The sequence below is a fragment of the Rhizobium sp. 01L410 genome (assembly GCF_056400165.1).
The window spans coordinates 62,861-79,936 of the sequence record NZ_JBFTST010000012.1 but is presented as its reverse complement, the minus strand read 5'-3'; the positions used below and the strand labels follow the sequence as shown (position 1 = coordinate 79,936).

15 protein-coding genes are annotated in these 17,076 nt (G+C 61.4%); 12 read left to right on the top strand and 3 right to left on the bottom strand.

Annotated elements, in window-relative coordinates:
• Positions 1–24 precede the first annotated feature (24 nt).
• Positions 25–858: a helix-turn-helix domain-containing protein gene (locus AC1DV9_RS23325; protein WP_477950215.1), complete on the top strand. Its 834-nt coding sequence runs from the start codon at positions 25–27 to the stop codon at positions 856–858.
• On the opposite strand, the gene AC1DV9_RS23320 is transcribed toward AC1DV9_RS23325, so the two are convergent.
• Complete coding sequence (locus tag AC1DV9_RS23320) at positions 859–1,404, bottom strand: glutathione peroxidase (protein ID WP_477950214.1); 546 nt, start codon at positions 1,402–1,404, stop codon at positions 859–861.
• Positions 1,405–1,538: 134 nt separating this feature from the next.
• On the opposite strand from AC1DV9_RS23320, the gene AC1DV9_RS23315 reads away from it, so the two are divergent.
• From AC1DV9_RS23315 to lysS, 4 genes are all read left to right on the top strand, one after another.
• Positions 1,539–2,294: a bestrophin-like domain gene (locus AC1DV9_RS23315; RefSeq protein WP_162705920.1), complete on the top strand. Its 756-nt coding sequence runs from the start codon at positions 1,539–1,541 to the stop codon at positions 2,292–2,294.
• A 91-nt stretch (positions 2,295–2,385) separates the two neighbouring features.
• The gene (locus AC1DV9_RS23310) at positions 2,386–4,155 is read left to right on the top strand and encodes an SLC13 family permease (protein WP_477950213.1); all 1,770 of its coding nucleotides are present in this window, start codon (positions 2,386–2,388) and stop codon (positions 4,153–4,155) included.
• A gap of 194 nt (positions 4,156–4,349) precedes the next feature.
• Positions 4,350–5,807, top strand: coding sequence for a glutamate--tRNA ligase (gene gltX, locus AC1DV9_RS23305; RefSeq protein WP_112516845.1), 1,458 nt, complete (start codon positions 4,350–4,352; stop codon positions 5,805–5,807).
• A gap of 16 nt (positions 5,808–5,823) precedes the next feature.
• The gene (gene lysS, locus AC1DV9_RS23300) at positions 5,824–7,320 is read left to right on the top strand and encodes a lysine--tRNA ligase (RefSeq protein ID WP_477950212.1); all 1,497 of its coding nucleotides are present in this window, start codon (positions 5,824–5,826) and stop codon (positions 7,318–7,320) included.
• A gap of 87 nt (positions 7,321–7,407) precedes the next feature.
• Here lysS and AC1DV9_RS23295 read toward each other — a convergent pair whose 3' ends face one another.
• Positions 7,408–8,157, bottom strand: a complete 750-nt coding sequence (locus AC1DV9_RS23295; protein ID WP_477950211.1) for a hypothetical protein — start codon at positions 8,155–8,157, stop codon at positions 7,408–7,410.
• 179 nt (positions 8,158–8,336) lie between these two features.
• Between AC1DV9_RS23295 and AC1DV9_RS23290 the strand changes: the two genes are divergently transcribed.
• From AC1DV9_RS23290 to AC1DV9_RS23260, 7 genes are all read left to right on the top strand, one after another.
• Positions 8,337–9,248 carry a LysR family transcriptional regulator gene (locus AC1DV9_RS23290; RefSeq protein WP_112385636.1) on the top strand — a complete coding sequence of 304 codons (912 nt, stop codon included), beginning with the start codon at positions 8,337–8,339 and terminating at the stop codon, positions 9,246–9,248.
• Positions 9,249–9,369: 121 nt separating this feature from the next.
• The gene (locus tag AC1DV9_RS23285) at positions 9,370–10,530 is read left to right on the top strand and encodes an ABC transporter substrate-binding protein (RefSeq protein WP_112537075.1); all 1,161 of its coding nucleotides are present in this window, start codon (positions 9,370–9,372) and stop codon (positions 10,528–10,530) included.
• A 239-nt stretch (positions 10,531–10,769) separates the two neighbouring features.
• The gene (locus tag AC1DV9_RS23280) at positions 10,770–11,753 is read left to right on the top strand and encodes an ABC transporter ATP-binding protein (RefSeq protein ID WP_477950210.1); all 984 of its coding nucleotides are present in this window, start codon (positions 10,770–10,772) and stop codon (positions 11,751–11,753) included.
• Positions 11,750–12,712 carry an ABC transporter permease gene (locus AC1DV9_RS23275; RefSeq protein WP_112516850.1) on the top strand — a complete coding sequence of 321 codons (963 nt, stop codon included), beginning with the start codon at positions 11,750–11,752 and terminating at the stop codon, positions 12,710–12,712. Before AC1DV9_RS23280 ends, AC1DV9_RS23275 begins: the two co-directional genes overlap by 4 nt.
• Entirely contained in the window at positions 12,702–13,517 is an 816-nt protein-coding gene (locus tag AC1DV9_RS23270; protein ID WP_112385640.1) for an ABC transporter permease, read from the top strand. The genes AC1DV9_RS23275 and AC1DV9_RS23270 overlap by 11 nt, the downstream gene beginning before the upstream one ends.
• 48 nt (positions 13,518–13,565) lie before the next feature.
• Entirely contained in the window at positions 13,566–14,993 is a 1,428-nt protein-coding gene (locus AC1DV9_RS23265) for a gamma-aminobutyraldehyde dehydrogenase (RefSeq protein WP_477950209.1), read from the top strand.
• A gap of 173 nt (positions 14,994–15,166) precedes the next feature.
• On the top strand, positions 15,167–16,264 hold the full coding sequence (locus AC1DV9_RS23260; RefSeq protein WP_477950208.1) for a helix-turn-helix transcriptional regulator: 1,098 nt from the start codon (positions 15,167–15,169) through the stop codon (positions 16,262–16,264).
• Here AC1DV9_RS23260 and AC1DV9_RS23255 read toward each other — a convergent pair.
• Positions 16,261–16,893: a YjbE family putative metal transport protein gene (locus AC1DV9_RS23255; RefSeq protein ID WP_310296816.1), complete on the bottom strand. Its 633-nt coding sequence runs from the start codon at positions 16,891–16,893 to the stop codon at positions 16,261–16,263. The two genes, AC1DV9_RS23260 and AC1DV9_RS23255, sit on opposite strands and share 4 nt — an antisense overlap.
• Positions 16,894–17,076 lie beyond the last annotated feature (183 nt).

The following is a 17,076-nucleotide window of genomic DNA, read 5'->3' as shown; positions in this document are numbered from 1 at the left end:
AATTCACAGCTGGACTTTTCGCTCATGAAATCCGCGCCGCTCGCGCTCTACCGCTCGCCACCATCGATCAACCCGCCCGCCTTATCGGTGACCGGCTTTGGGCGGCAGCGGATCGCCGTGCACGTCCGGGAGCGACGCCTGCCTTGCTATGCGGTGGTGCTTGTCGAGTCGGGGCACGGCACGCTGGAAACCGAACAGGCAGGCAGGCTCGCAATCGAAGCGCCGGCGCTGTTCTGGCTAACGCCGGGCAGCCTGCATTCCTATGGCCCGACCGAGGGCGAAAGCTGGGAGGAGCAATGGGCGCTGTTCGAAGGCTCTTTCGCTTCGAGCCTGATCCGCCAGCGTCTGATCTCCGAGACGGCACCGCATGTGGCACTCAACAATCTGCACGAGATGCAGCAGCTCTTTGCGGCGCTCCGCGCTGATTTCACCGATGGCAGCACATTGGCGCTGAGCTCGGCCGCGGCCACGCTTCACCGCATCGTCATCCAGGCCGCAAGGCAGGTGGATTCAGCCACAAACGACACTGTGAATGGCACCAGGATCGAGGCAGCCGTTTCCGCCCTTGCCGGGCGCGCCTTCGAGGAGCTCGACATGCAGAAATTCGCCGCCGAATTCGCAATGTCACCGGCAACGTTCCGCCGCCGCTTCATGGCGGCAACCGGACTTTCGCCAAAAGCATTCCAGCTCCGGCTGCGGAACGACCATGCCAAGCAATTGCTGACCACCTCCGATCTCCCGATCGAAGCCATCGCCCGGGAGATCGGCATCGGTGATGCCTTCTATTTCTCGCGGCTCTTCCAGAACCGCGAGGGCATGGCGCCGACCACTTTCCGCAGCCGCTTTCGCAGGCAGTAATCAGGTCTTGGACAATTCCTTGTCGATCGCCGTCACCAGCCGCTGATCGTCGGCGGTCACATCGGGCGCAAAACGCGCAATGATGTCGCCGTTGCGGCCGATCAGGAATTTCTCGAAATTCCAGAGAATTTCACTGTCAGCATCGCCTGCAAGGCCGTTGCCGCGCAACCGCTCGCGCATCGGTCCTTCGCCGGTGGTTGGCAGAGGTGCGGCGGTCAGCTGACGGTAGAGCGGATGCTTGTCGTCACCCTTGACGGAGATCTTCGAATAGATCGGGAATTTCACGTCATAGGTCAGCTGGCAGAACTCGACGATCTCGGCATCGGTTCCCGGCTCCTGACCCTTGAAATTGTTGGCCGGGAAGGCCGCAATGACGAAGCCGCGCTCGCGCTTGTCCTCGTAGAGCTTTTCCAGACCTTCATACTGCGCCGTCAGCCCGCATTTCGATGCAACATTGACGACGAGCATAACCTTGCCGCGATGTTCGTTGAGGCTTGTCTCGCGGCCGTCTGCGAGCTTTACGGCGATGTCGAGGATCTCGGTCATATCAGTCTCCATTCACGTCGGGCGGTGAAGCTATACCCGTGCTGCGCTTTGTCCAGCCTTCAAAACCGCCCTGATGCCAAAATCTTCCGCATGCGCTAACGTGCCCCACGGAGAGAAGAGAGGGGAAATCTCGGGTGCGTGAGATCATTGTTGCGGGATCAGTGTTCGTCTGCCTGACTATCGCCTCGATCGGCACCATGGTCGCCTATCCGCGGCTGCCGGCGCGCCACCGCGAAGAAGAAACCAATACCGTTGTCCGCCTCGTCGCCAACATCTTCGTCGTCATGACCTCGCTGGTCTTCGGTCTGATGATCAATTCCTCGAAGAACACATTTGCCGGCATCGACGACAGCGTCCATTCCTTCGCCACCGAAATCATCCTGCTCGACCGCACCTTGCGAACCTATGGCCTGGAAGCCGACGACACCCGCGCCAGCCTGATCCACTATGTCGAGCAAGCGCTGGCCAGCCCAATGCGCCTCGTGGATCCGGTACTCCAGAGCGATCGCAAATCGGAAATGGCACTGAATGCCATCGGCAACAACATTGCCGTCATGAACCCGACCGATCCCAATCACATGGCGCTCTGGACCGACGCCCGGCAACAATACAAGACCATCGTCGAGCGGCGATGGGTGATCGTCGAGCAGTCGGAAGGCGTCATTCCGATGCCGCTGGTCTTCATGCTGATGGCCTGGCTGACGCTGATCTTCGCGAGTTTCGGGTTCCGGGCGCCCAAGAATATCATCGTGCTGTCGATGTTCCTGATTGCTGCCTTTCTGATTTCCGCGTCGATCTACCTCGTGCTCGATATGGATATCCCCTTTGCCGGCATGATCCAGATTTCCGACGCGCCGCTTCGCCGGGCGCTCGCCGAACTGCAGCAATGATGCACGGGCGGGATTGATAAGCGCAGGCGGCGTTACAGTTACTCCTGTCGCGGAGCTTCTTCGCGTTCGGAATTCCAGCCTCTGGAGCAGCATGACCACCCCGCAGATTCTCGCCTTCGGCGTCATTGGCCTGATGATGGCCGTCTTCATCTGGGACCGCTTCCGCTATGATCTTGTCGCCTGCTGCGCGCTGGTGCTGGCGATCTGCGTCGGCATCGTCCCCTTCGACAAGGCCTTCTCGGGGTTCAGCGATGACATCGTCATCATCGTCGGCAGCGCCCTGGTGGTAAGCGCCGGCGTCGCCCGCTCCGGCATCGTCGACAGCGCCATCAAACGCTTCTTCCCGAACCTCAATTCGCTGCATACGCAGCTGGCGCTGCTGCTGATCGTCGTCGCCGTGCTCTCCGCTTTCATCAAGAATATCGGCGCATTGGCGATCATGATCCCGGTCGCCTTCCAGTTCTCGAAGAAGACAGGGAAATCGCCATCGCTCTATCTGATGCCGATGAGTTTTGCGGCCCTCCTCGGCGGCCTGATGACGCAGATCGGCACCTCGCCGAACATCGTCGTCTCCCGGCTGCGGGAGGAAATCACCGGCACATCCTTCACGATGTTCGACTTCACCCCCGTCGGCGCGACACTGGCCGTCGTCGGCGTGCTCTTCCTGATCTTCTTTCACTGGCTTGTCCCGGAGCGAGAAAACGAAAACCCGTCGCTGGAAGAAGCGCTGGGTTTGAAGACCTATTTCTCGGAAGCCACCGTCGTCGATGACTCCGGCTTCGATGGCAAGAAGCTCCGCGATATCCTCCAACTCGGCGATGGCGAGGTGGTGGCGACGGCCATCCTGCGGGGACATTCCCGCCTGTCGCCCTTTCCCGATGTGACGCTGAAATTAGGCGACACGATCCTGCTCGAAGGCGGCCCGGAGGCACTCGACCGGGTGGTTTCCAACGCCAAGCTCAAACTATCAGGAAAGCAGATACCGGCAGCGAAGGAAGAAGGCGACGTCACCTCGATCGAAGCCGTCGTGTCGTCGGAATCGACGCTCATCGGCTGGTCGGCGCGCCAGCTTTCGCTGTTCAACCGCCGCCGCATCAATCTGCTCGCCGTTAGCCGCCAGGGTCATCGGCTGACCGAGCGGCTGAGCGAAGTCACGCTGAAATCGGGCGACGTCCTCGTGCTCCAGGGCAGCCGCAAGAGCCTTCCGGCCTTCCTGCAGGAATTCGCCTGCCTGCCGCTTGCCCAGCGCGATATCCTGCTCGGCACCCAGCGCCGCGCCTATGTTCCGCTGCTGATCCTGGCGGCCGCCATGGGCGCCACCGCAGCAGGCCTTGCGCCGGTCGCAACCGCCTTCTTCTGCGCCGCGTTGGCTATGGTGGTCTTCCGCGTCATCCCACTGGCCGATGTCTACAAGGCGCTCGACGGCCCGATCCTGATCATGCTCGCCGCCCTCATTCCGGTCTCGGATTCGCTGCGGACGACGGGCGGCAGCGAGCTGATCGCCGGCTGGCTCGGCCATTTCGCGGCACAGATGCCGCCGTTCGGGGCGCTGGCGCTCATCCTGATCACCGCGATGGCGGTGACGCCGTTCCTCAACAACGCCGCCACCGTGCTGGTGATGGCGCCGATTGCCGCCAGCTTTGCCCAGACGCTCGGCTACAAGCCGGAGGCCTTCCTGATGGCGGTGGCGATCGGTGCTGGCTGTGATTTCCTCACCCCGATCGGCCACCAGTGCAACACGCTGGTCTTCGGCCCGGGCGGCTATCGCTTCAGCGACTACCCCCGTCTCGGCCTGCCGCTTTCCTTCATCATCATCCTCGTCAGCGTCCCCATGCTGCTCTACGTCTGGCCGCTGCAATGAGCCGAAGCGCCCATTTTTCTTGACGTCCGCGGTCGAATATGGCCTTAAGGCCAGCCAAACGGACAATCGCCGGGCGAAGTGCGCAACTTGCCCTCATCCGGCCGGTTTCCTGATCCAGTTATCTGCATTCTTCCTGCCGCACGCCGCTTTTCACAGCAAAAGCCGTCGGCATTCATTTGACGGGCACAAAACAAATGACAGCTTCCGGCGTCCGCGTCCGCATTGCTCCCTCGCCGACCGGCGAGCCGCATGTCGGCACCGCATATATTGCACTCTTCAACTATCTCTTCGCCAAGAAGAACGGTGGCGAGTTCATCCTGCGCATCGAAGATACCGATGCCACCCGCTCGACCCCGGAATTCGAGCAGAAGGTGCTGGACGCGCTGAAGTGGTGCGGTCTCGAATGGTCGGAAGGACCTGACGTCGGTGGACCCTACGGTCCCTACCGCCAGTCCGACCGCAAGGACATGTACACGCCCTACGGCCAGGAACTGCTCGACAAGGGCCATGCCTTCCGCTGTTTCTGCACGCCCGAGCGTCTGGAACAGATGCGCGAAGCCCAGCGCGCCGCCGGCAAGGCGCCGAAATATGATGGTCTCTGCCTGAAATACTCGGCCGAAGAAGTCAGCGCCAAGATGGCTGCAGGCGAAAGCTCGGTGATCCGTATGAAGATCCCTGCTGAGGGCTCCTGCGACTTCAACGACGGCGTCTACGGCGACGTGTCGATCCCGTGGGACAGTGTCGATATGCAGGTGCTCATCAAGGGCGACGGCATGCCGACCTATCACATGGCAAACGTCATCGACGACCATCTGATGAAGATCACCCACGTCGCCCGCGGCGAAGAGTGGCTGGCCTCGGTGCCGAAGCACATCCTGCTCTACCGCTATTTCGGCTGGGAAGCGCCTGTCTTCATGCACCTGTCGCTGATGCGCAATGCCGACAAGTCGAAGCTGTCGAAGCGCAAGAACCCGACCTCGATTTCCTATTACTCCGCTCTCGGCTATATCCCGGAAGCGCTGATGAACTTCCTCGGCCTGTTCTTCGTGCAGATCGCCGAAGGCGAGGAGCTGCTCGATATCGAGGAGCTCGCTGCCAAGTTCGACCCGGAGAACCTTTCCAAGGCCGGCGCCATTTTTGACATTCAGAAGCTCGACTGGCTGAACGGCCGCTGGATCCGCGAGAAGATGTCGGAAGAGGAATTCCAGGCTCGCGTCCTGACCTGGGCGATGGAGAACGATCGCCTGAAGGCCGGTCTTCGCCTGTCGCAGTCGCGCATCTCCAAGCTCGGAGAACTGCCGGAGCTCGCAGGCTTCCTGCTGAAGTCCGACCTCGGCCTCGATCCCTCGGCCTTTGCCAAGATCAAGTCGCCGCCGGAAGAGATCCTCGAGATCCTCAACACTGTTCAGCCGGATCTCGAAAAGATCCTCGAATGGAATGTCGAGACGATCGAAGCCGAACTGCGCGCGATTGCCGACCGCATGGGCAAGAAGCTGAAGGTCGTGGTAGCGCCGCTCTTCGTCGCCGTCTCCGGCTCGTCGCGCTCGCTGCCGCTCTTCGATTCCATGGCGATCCTCGGCCGCTCGGTCGTGCGTCAGCGCCTCAAGCTCGCATCCCAGGCAGTCGCCTCTCTCGTCGGCCCGAAGAACTGAACCGGACATTTGCACCATGACCGAAAAGACCGAAACAGCGACCCTTTCCTCCGACGCCACTGAAGTGCGCGCCCAGAAGCTCAAGCTGCTACGCGAGCAGATCGGCGACGTCTATCCGGCGCATTTCCACCGGACGATGACCAACGCCGAGCTGTCAGAAAAGTACAAGGATCTGGAATCCGACGTCGAGACGCAGGATGTCGTCACCGTCGCCGGCCGCGTCTATTCCTCGCGCAACTCGGGAATGTTCATGGATATCCATGACGCCGGCGGCAAGATCCAGATCTTCAGCCACAAGGACGTGACGCCGGAAGAAGCCCGCAACATGCTTGGCATGATCGATATGGGCGACATCATCGGCGTCACCGGCACCGTGCGCCGCACCAAGCGCGGCGAGCTGTCGATCAATGCCCGCAAAATCACCATGCTGACCAAGTCGCTTCTCCCCATGCCGGAGAAGTGGCACGGCATTTCCGACATCGAGATCCGCTATCGCAAGCGCCATCTCGACATCATGACCAACGAAGAGTCCAAGCTCCGCTTCCAGCAGCGCTCGAAGATCGTTTCGGGCGTGCGCCGCTTCATGGAAAATGACGGCTTCATGGAAATCGAGACGCCGATGCTGCATTCGGTCTATGGCGGCGCCACCGCCGAGCCGTTCAAGACGCATCACAACACGCTGAAGCTCGACATGTACCTGCGCATTGCGCCGGAACTGTTTTTGAAGCGTACGCTGGTTTCGGGCCTGACCGACAAGGTCTTCGAAATCAACCGCAACTTCCGCAACGAAGGCGTTTCCACCCGGCACAATCCTGAATTCACAATGATGGAGTGCTACTGGGCCTATGCCGACTACGAGGACATCATGGACCTCGTCGAGCGGCTGTTCGAAACGCTCGCACTGCAGATCCACGGCTCGACCGAATTCCCGTTCGGCGACAAGACGCTGTCCTTCAAGGGTCCGTTCAAACGCGTGCCGATGCCTGATGCCGTCAAGGAAGTGACCGGCATCGATTTCCTGGCAATGAAGACCGACGAAGAAGCCCGCGCGGCCGCCAAGGCTGCCGGTTTCGAAGTCGAGAAGGATTGGACCTGGGGCGAATGCCTGGCCTTCATCTTTGAAGAAAAGGTCGAGGCCACGCTGATCCAGCCGAGCCATGTCACTCACTTCCCGAAGGACATCTCGCCCTTCGCCAAGGAAGTGCCGGGCGAACCGCGCCTCGTCGAACGCTTCGAGACCTATTGCAACGCCTGGGAACTGGGCAATGCCTTCTCGGAACTGAACGATCCCGAAGAACAGCGCCGCCGCATGGTCGAGCAGCTGGAGCAGGCGCACGCCCGCGGTGAAAAGGACAAGCAGCTCGACGACGAATTCCTCGACGCCATCGACCAGGGCATGCCGCCCGCGGGTGGCCTCGGCATCGGTATCGACCGCCTGATCATGCTGCTCACCAACGCACCTTCGATCCGCGACGTCATTCTCTTCCCGGCCCGCCGCGCCAAGGCAGACTGAGAACAGATACTCTAAACGACAAAAGCGGAGCGCCCGAAAGGACGCTCCGCTTTTTCTTTGCCGTCACCGGCTGAACTGTTGAAAATCTCAGTGCCCGCTTTTGGCAGGCGCGGCCTCGCCGCCTTCGCCGCCACCTTCGGCTGCTGGCACTTCGCCTTCCTTGCCCTCGGCCGCGGGTGCTTCGCCCTCGCCCTCGCCGCCCTTGGCCTTCTGGCCCTTGCCGCCCTTCTTGCCGCCACCTTCTCCGCCTTCGGTCGAGGCGACAGCGGTCGGGTCGATGCAATCGGAATGCTCGTTGAACGAGGCGTTCAGCGCCTGGATTTCGGTTTCGGGAAGATCGACGCGCTCGCCGAAGAACAGACCGTTGGCACTTGCCTGGCCGTCGTAGTAGCGCGCCGTGAACGGCTTGTCGTCGATACCCTCGATCATCTTTTCGGGATGCGGAATATAGACGACATCGGCGCCGATCGCCCGGCCGCGGATATCCGAACGCACGGTCGGGCCGTTCTGATCCAGCACCACGACCTGCACCAGATCGGGCTTGCTGTCGTTATAGAGTGCCTGCGCCACGCGAAGCGCGGTGCGGACACGCGTGACGCCATCGGTCGGTTCTGTCTTGATGTATTTGCGGAGCCAGACATGGTCCTGTTTCTTGATCGTCACCAGCGTGACATCGGTACAGGAAACGCCGTTGACCTCCTCCGCCGGAGGGCCGAGAATCTTGTCCTTGCCAATATAAAGCGCTGCGCCGCCGGAAGCGCCCGCGAAAAGCGCCATGCCGCCGATAACGATTGCCAGCTTCCGGGAAGGCCGGAATATGCGCAGTAAGGCCTTCACGCCAACTGCTCCGCCATCGACAAGACTCCAACTCGATACATGTTCGGAAAGCTAGTGAAACGACGTTTCGGAATGCTTAAGTGGCATCAGTAAAAACGCATCGGTGAGAATAAAACACCAAAAAAGGTCCGGATATTCACAGACTTGTCAGGCTGTATTTCGGCATGCTCTAAAGCCGCATGGCCTTCACGCTTCGTCAGCTCCAATATTTTGTCGCCGTTGCCGAACAGGGTTCGGTGACGCGCGCGGCGCAGAATCTTTCGATCTCCCAATCGTCGGTCACGGAAGCCTTGAAGGAGCTGGAAACGGATCTCGGCGTCACGCTCTTCGATCGCCACCCGCGCGGACTGACCATCACCCATAATGGCCACCAGTTTCTGCGCCATGCGACGAAAATCCTCGCAACTGTTTCGGATGCCCGCACCAGCTTTTCCGGACAGCAGAGCGCGCTGTCGGGAACGCTCAATATCGGCGTCACCTCGCTGGTCGCCGGCTATGTGCTCTCCGATCTCCTGGCGCGCTACCGCCGCGCCTGCCCGGGCGTCGATGTCAGCGCCATTGAGGACAACGGCGGCTATCTGGAACATCTCCTCGTCGGCGGCGAACTCGATGTCGCCGTCATGGTGATCTCCAACCTGCGCGACCGCATGGCGCTTCAGGCGGAAATCCTGGAGACTTCGCCCTACCGCCTGTGGCTGCCGATGGGGCATCCGCTCGTCTCCGCCGACATCATCTCCGTCGCCGATATCGCCCGCGAGCCGCTGATCATGCTGACGGTCGATGAAATCGAGGAGAATACCGGCAAGCTGCTCTCGGCGCTCGGCGCCCGCCCGCATGTCGCCTTCCGTACACGCTCGGTCGAAGCGGTGCGAAGCCTCGTCGCAACCGGCGCTGGTGTCGCACTACTGCCCGACCTCGTTTACCGTCCCTGGTCGCTGGAAGGCGACCGTATCGAGAGCCGCGATGTCTCGGGCTCCCTGCCGGTGGTGCAGGTTGGCATGGTCTGGCGCAAGGGATCGAGCCTGCCGCAGGCGGCGCGGGATTTCGTCGGCATCGCTGAAAGCATGCGCTCAGGCCGTATCCGCTCCTGATCTATCGGAATTTCCGATATCACCTTTCTGATAAATGAATTTGCGAAAGCGGATTTTTCATCGCAACTTTTCAACCGGGAACAAAATGCCGCAACAAGCGGCTCAAACCGGGAGACAGACGATGACGAATCTCTTGAAATCCTGCACGGCCGCACTCGCGTGCCTGAGTTTCGCAACGCAGGTGATTGCCGCAGAACCGCTGAAGACATTGGGCAAGGGTGAAGGTGCTGTCAGCATCGTTGCCTGGGCCGGCTATATCGAGCGGGGCGAAACCGACAAGAATTACGACTGGGTCACCGGCTTCGAAAAGGACACCGGCTGCAAGGTCACCGTAAAGACCGCGGCGACGTCGGATGAAATGGTCTCGCTGATGAACGAAGGCGGCTTCGACCTCGTCACCGCCTCCGGCGACGCTTCGCTTCGCCTCATTGCCGGCAAGCGCGTCCAGCCGATCAACACCGATCTGATCCCTAGCTTCAAGAATGTCGATCCGCGCCTGCAGCAGGGTCCGTGGTACACGGTCGGCGGCGTGCATTACGGCGTTCCCTACCTCTGGGGACCGAACGTGCTGATGTACAACACCGACGCCTTCAAGGATAAGGCGCCGACCAGCTGGAAGGTGGTCTTCGAGGAAGAAACCCTGCCGGACGGCAAGTCCAACAAAGGCCGCGTCCAGGCCTATGACGGCGCGATCTATATCGCCGATGCCGCCATGTATCTCATGGCCCACAAGCCGGAGCTCGGCATCAAGGATCCCTACGAACTCAACGAAGACCAGTATAAGGCAGCTCTCGACCTGCTGCGCGGCCAGCGCAAGCTCGTTTCCCGTTACTGGCATGATGCCATGATCCAGATCGACGACTTCAAGAACGAAGGCGTCGTCGCTTCCGGTTCCTGGCCGTTCCAGGTCAACCTGATGCAGGCCGACAAGCAGAAGATTGCCTCGACCTTCCCTGAAGAGGGCGTCACCGGCTGGGCCGATACGACGATGCTGCATGCCGACGCCGAGCATCCGAATTGCGCCTACATGTGGATGGAACACTCGCTGTCCGCCAAGGTTCAGGGCGATGCCGCCGCCTGGTTCGGCGCCGTTCCCTCGGTCCCGGCCGCCTGCAAGGGCAACGAGTTGATGACCGACACCGGTTGCGCCACCAACGGCTTCGACCATTTCGACAAGATCAAGTTCTGGAAGACCCCGGTTGCCAAGTGCACGACGCAGAGCGAATGCGTGCCGTACCATCGTTGGGTATCTGATTATGTCGGCGTGATCGGCGGGCGGTAAACGCTAACCTCGGCGCTCGCAGCGCCCCCTCTGCCCTGCCGGGCATCTCCCCCACAGGTGGGGAGATTGGCTGGGCGGAGCCGCTCGCTCTGCGCCCACCGTTTTAGCGAGGCGCAAGCAACAGGTCGATCTCCCCCCTTGTGGGGGAGATGTCCGGCAGGACAGAGGGGGTGAGCCCCACGGCAGAACCGTCTCTCCGTCGACCGCCATCTTATAAATTGCGAGGAGCTTTCCCCCACATGACACCCGCCGTCCGTTTCCAGAAGGTCTCGCGTCACTTCGGCCAGGTCCGCGCCGTCGATGGCGTCGATCTCGAGATCGCGCCGGGCGAGTTCTTCGCCATGCTCGGCCCCTCCGGCTCCGGCAAGACCACCTGCCTCCGGCTGATCGCCGGCTTCGAGCAGCCGACCAGCGGCCACATCCAGATTTTCGGCGAAACTGCCGAAGGCGTTCCGCCCTACCGCCGCAACGTCAACACCGTCTTCCAGGACTACGCGCTCTTCCCGCACCTGAACATTCTCGACAATGTCGCCTACGGGCTGATGGTCAAGGGCGTCGGCAAGGCTGAGCGGCTGCGGGAAGCCGAAAAGGCGCTGGAACTGGTCAAGTTGCCCGGCTACGGCGCCCGCCGCCCCGGCCAGCTCTCGGGCGGCCAGCGGCAGCGTGTGGCGCTGGCGCGTGCCCTCGTCAACAAGCCGAAGGTGCTGCTCCTCGACGAGCCGCTCGGCGCGCTCGATCTCAAACTCCGCGAACAGATGCAGGAAGAGCTGAAGAGCCTGCAGCGCGCCCTCGGCATCACCTTCGTCTTCGTCACCCACGATCAGGGGGAGGCGCTGTCCATGGCCGACCGTGTTGCCGTCTTCAACGATGGCGGCATCGTTCAGGAAGGCACGCCGCACGATATCTACCGCCGCCCGAAAACGCGTTTCGTCGCCGATTTCGTCGGCTCGTCCAACGTCATCGCCCCTGAATTCATGGCCTCTCTCGGCGGCGAAAAGCGCTGGGCGAGCCTTCGCCCCGAAGCAATCCGCCTCGGCGATGGCGCAGAGGCAAGGGTCGAGAATGCCAGCTTCCTCGGCGCTGCAACCCGGTTGACCGTTGATATCCGCGGCACCCGCCTGCATGTGATGCTGCCCGCCGGCGCCGATGTGCCAGACGTTGGCTCCAGCGTCCGCCTCGGCTGGCAGCCGGGCGACGTCCACTACATGGATGACGCGGCATGAGCGCCATTGCGATGACAGGCAAGGACACGTCGATCCTGCCCGGCCGCGGCGGCTTCTTCGGCAGCCTCTCCGACGCCTTCTGGCGGCACCCGAAACTGCTTCTGTTCCTGATGCTGACACCGCCGCTGCTCTGGCTTGGCATCATCTATATCGGCTCGCTGATCGCTCTTTTGCTGCAAAGCTTCTTCTCGATCGACGATTTCTCGGGGATGATCAGCTATGAGTTCACGCTGTCCACCTATGCGCAGCTGCTGAACCCGACCAATTTCGACATCATCGTCCGCACGGTGGTCATGGCGGCTCTTGTCACCATCGCCTCCGCCTTCATCGCCTTCCCGATCGCCTATTATGCGGCGCGTTACGCGCAGGGAAAATGGAAAGCGCTCTTCTATCTCGGCATCATGCTGCCGCTCTGGTCGAGCTATCTGGTGAAGATCTACGCCTGGAAGCTCATCCTCGCCAAGGAAGGCATCCTCACCTGGTTCTTCGACAAGCTCTATCTCTCCTGGCTGCTCGACGGCATCCTGAACCTGCCCGTTATCGGCGGCAATTCGCTCTCCGTCAGCTACCTCGGCACCTTCATCGTCTTCGTCTATATCTGGCTGCCCTACATGATCCTGCCGACGCAGGCCGCCCTCGAGCGCGTGCCGGGCAACCTGATCGAGGCCTCCTCGGATCTCGGCGCCACCCCGCGCCAGACCTTCCGCACCGTGCTCTTCCCTTTGGCGTTGCCGGGCATCGTCGCCGGATCGATCTTCACTTTCTCGCTGACGCTCGGTGATTACATCATCCCGCAGATCATCGGCTCCTCGCGCCTCTTCATTGGCCAGGCCGTCTATACGCAGCAGGGCACGGCCGGAAACGTACCGCTCGCCGCTGCCTTCTCCGTCGTGCCGATCGTCATCATGGCTATCTATCTCTGGCTTGCCAAAAAACAGGGAGCTTTCGATGCGCTCTGATCGCGGACAACGATCCCCTCTGATCCTCAAGATCGCCGCCGCAGGCGGGCTGCTCTTCCTGCATCTGCCGATCCTGCTGATCTTCGTCTATGCCTTCACGACGGAAGAGAAGAGCTACCAGTGGCCGCCGCCCGGCCTGACCCTGCAGTGGTTCGGCATTGCCTGGAACCGCCCGGACGTCTGGTCGGCACTCGGGCTGTCCGTTCAGGTCGCCTGCATCGCCACCGCCATCGCGCTGGTGCTCGGCACGCTCTGCGCCGCAGCCGTCAGCCAGACGAAATTCTTCGGCCGTGAGGCGATCTCGCTGCTCGTCATCCTGCCGATCGCCCTGCCCGGCATCATCACCGGCATTGCGCTGCGCTCGGCCTTCAGCCTGTTCGATATCCCGTTCTCGGTCTGGACGATCGTGCTCGGCCACGCCACCTTCTGCGTCGTGGTCGTCTATAACAACGCGGTTGCCCGCTTCCGCCGCACATCGGGGTCGCTGATCGAGGCCTCGATGGATCTCGGCGCCGATGGCTTCCAGACCTTCCGCCATGTCGTCCTGCCGAATATCGGCACGGCACTCTTGGCCGGTGGCATGCTTGCCTTTGCACTGTCTTTCGACGAAGTCATCGTCACCACATTCACCGGTGGCCAGCAATCGACGCTGCCGATCTGGATGCTGGAAGAGCTGATCCGCCCGCGCCAACGCCCCGTCACCAACGTGGTCGCCATGGTCGTCGTGCTGGTTACCTTCCTGCCGATCCTCGCAGCCTATTACCTCACCCGCGACGGCGACCAGATTGCCGGCGCCGGAAAATAACCAGAGTGGGATGCCCCCATCCGCTCGCTGAACAAAAGGGAGAACATCATGGACACCCAAATGCTGATCGGCTCGCGCTTCGAAGCGGGCACGGAAACGGAAGAACACGTCCTGAACCCGAAGACGGGCGGAAAGGTGCTGGATCTGCCGGAAGCGTCGCTCGGCCAGGTCGACGCCGCCGTCGATTCCGCCGAGAAGGCCTTCAAGAGCTGGTCGCAGACGACGCCCGGCGAGCGCTCCTCCTACCTCCTGAAGATCGCCGACGCGATCGAGCGGGATGCGCAGGGTTTCGCGGCGCTGGAAGCGCTGAACTGCGGCAAGCCGATCAACGCCGTTCTCAACGATGAAATCCCGGCGATCGTCGATTGCTACCGCTTCTTTGCGGGCGCCGTGCGCAATCTGCACACACCCGCCGCCGGCGAATACCTGCCCGGTCACACCTCGATGATCCGCCGCGATCCGATCGGCATCGTCGGCTCGATCGCGCCCTGGAACTACCCGCTGATGATGATGGCCTGGAAGCTGGCCCCGGCGATCGCCGGTGGCAACACCGTTGTCTTCAAGCCCTCCGAACAGACGCCGCTGACGGCGCTGAAGATGGCCAAGCTGCTCTCCGAAATCCTGCCCGAAGGCGTCGTCAACGTCATCCTCGGCCGCGGCGAGAGCGTCGGCAACGCGCTGATCAACCATCCGAAGATCGGCATGGTCTCGATCACCGGCGATGTCGCCACCGGCAAGAAAGTGCTGCAGGCCGCTGCCAAAACCGTCAAGCGCACCCATCTGGAACTCGGCGGCAAAGCCCCGGTCATTGTCTTCGACGATGCCGATATCGACGCTGTGGTCGCCGGCATCCGTACCTTCGGCTATTACAATGCCGGTCAGGACTGCACCGCCGCCTGCCGCATCTATGCCGACGCCAAGGTCTACGACAAATTCGTCGCCGACCTCTCCTCCGCCGTCTCCTCGATCAAGTTCAACCAAGCCGACGACATCGAAAACGAAATCGGCCCGCTGATCTCCAAGCGTCAGCGCGACCGCGTCGAAAGTTTCGTCGCGCGGGCTTCCGAGCACAAGCACATGGAAGTCACCACCGGTGGCAAGGCGTCCGGCGACAGGGGCTTTTTCTTCACCCCGACGGTCATTGCCGGCGCGACGCAGGACGATGAGATCGTCCGCCGCGAAGTCTTCGGTCCCGTTGTCTCGGTCACCCGCTTCAGCGATGTCGAGGATGCCGTCACCTGGGCGAATGACAGCGACTACGGCCTGGCCTCTTCCGTCTGGACCAAGGATATCGGCCGCGGCATGAAGACGGCAGCCCGCCTGCAGTACGGCTGCACCTGGATCAACACGCATTTCATGCTGGTCAACGAGATGCCGCATGGTGGCGTCAAGCAATCCGGCTACGGCAAGGACATGTCGGTCTATGCTTTGGAAGACTACACGGCGGTCCGCCACGTAATGATCAACCACGGCTGAAATAACCCGAAGGGGTTATTGCAATAACATATTTGTGATACGAGGCCGCCGTGAACAACTACGGCGGTCTTTTTGTTGATATATTTCAATATTGCGTTGAACGAACATCTGCTCCATATTTGAGCAAAGCCTTGGCAATGGCCGCGGGGGGCTATGAAGGCTGATAAGTTTCAATGGCATCGGTAATTAATATTGCAGAACTCGAGCGCGCACTTGCCGGCTTGATGGATTCCGCATTGATGCCGGAGACTTGGGCCGGCACGCTGGAGGCGATCAGCCGCGCGACCGGTTCGACCGGCGCGCACATCATGCCCGTGCGTGGAAAATTCGAAGCTGGCGTGCTCACCACCCCCAATTTTCTGGAGGCCTTCGACGTCTATTTCGCCGAAGGCTGGTACAAGCGCGACTTTCGCGAGCGCGGCCTGCCGATCGGCCTCAGCAAGGGCGTGGTGATCGAACACGACATCGCAAACAGCGCCGATTTTGAGCGCCAAGCCTTCTACACCGATTTCCTGGCGCGCTTCGGCCTGCGCTATTCCGCAATGGTCCTCTTCGAAATCAGGGGCAGCACCCTCAGCATCAATCTGCAGCGGGGCATGAACGACACGCCCTTCGACCGCTCCGACGAACCGCTGCTGCTCGCCATGCAATCCCGGCTCTCGGCCGCCGCGGAGATCGTCCGGACCCTCGATGCGGCAAAGGTCGGCGGCATGGGAGACGCCTTCGACCTCACTGCCGCCGCAGCAATCTTCTTCGACCGCAAAGGACGGATTACCTATCTCAACAGCCGGGCCGAAAAGCTACTCGATGACGAAGTCCGCGTCGCAGGCGGGGAGTTCTTCTCGGCAAAGCAGAGCGAGGCGGCGCAGCTGCAGCGGCAGGTCCTGTCGGCGGCCGATGGTGCGCTGTTCATCGATCTTCCCTCTGTCCGCATATCCCGAAGCGGAAAGCCGCCGCTGGTCGCCCGCGTCCAGAAGCTTCAGGGTCTCGCCGCAGACCTCTTTGCCCATTCCAGCGTTGTCGTTCTGATCACCGACCTTGCAGAACGCGAAGGACCGAGCATTGAGCTGCTGCGCAGCACCTTTGCACTCACACCGCAGGAGGCCACGGTGGCAAAACTGCTGCTTGACGGCTCCTCGCCGCGGGAGATCGCCACCATTTGCGGACTGCAATATGAAACGGCGCGCGGCTACGTCAAACGCGTACTCGCCAAGACGGGCACTCAACGGCAGGCGCAGCTGATCGCCCTGCTTTCAGGCCTGAAGTCTTAGGTGACCACCTGGGCACCATAGAGCGCCCATAGCTCCCAGCCGCCTTCCCAGATCATGTCGAGCGCCACATAGACGATGATGGCAAGACCGATCCAGCCGATCCAGCGGAAGCGGCTGAGCAGCTTGGCGACGAAGTTCGAGGCGACGCCCATGAGAACGACCGAGAGAATGAGGCCGAAAACCAGCGCCGTCATGTTCGATTTCGCGGCACCCGCCACCGCCAGAACGTTATCGAGCGACATCGAAAGATCGGCGAAGATGATCTGCCCGATCGCCTGACGCAGAAGTTTCGGCTTGTGCGCATGATGCCCGGCCGCGTCATCGCCACCCTCTTCTTCGCCCGCCTCCCGAAGTTCCTTGAACATCGTCCAGCAGATCCAGAGCAGCAGGAAGCCGCCGATCAGGTTGATCCCCTTGATGACGAGCAGTTCGGCGGCGATGATGGCGAAGACGATGCGGATCACTGCAGCCGCGGCAATGCCTGCGACGATCGCCTTGCCGCGCAGCTCGGGCGCCAGACCGGCCGCCGCCATGCCGATGACAATCACATTATCCCCGGAGAGGATGATGTTGATCATGATGACTTCGAGATAGATGGAAATGACGGCGGGATCAAAGAAGGAGGACATCAAGGCACTTTCGTCGATGGGGCAAATCGATGAGAAAATCCCCACGCCTTCAGCGCGCCTGCAGCGCAGATACGCGGCAGATCGCGACCCTTAGGAATTGGGGGCTCTTCCTGGAAAAAGTTTGAAACAGATCAAGGCCCGGTTGAAAAGCCCTGCGACCGGCCGATGAAGGCAGATTGGAAA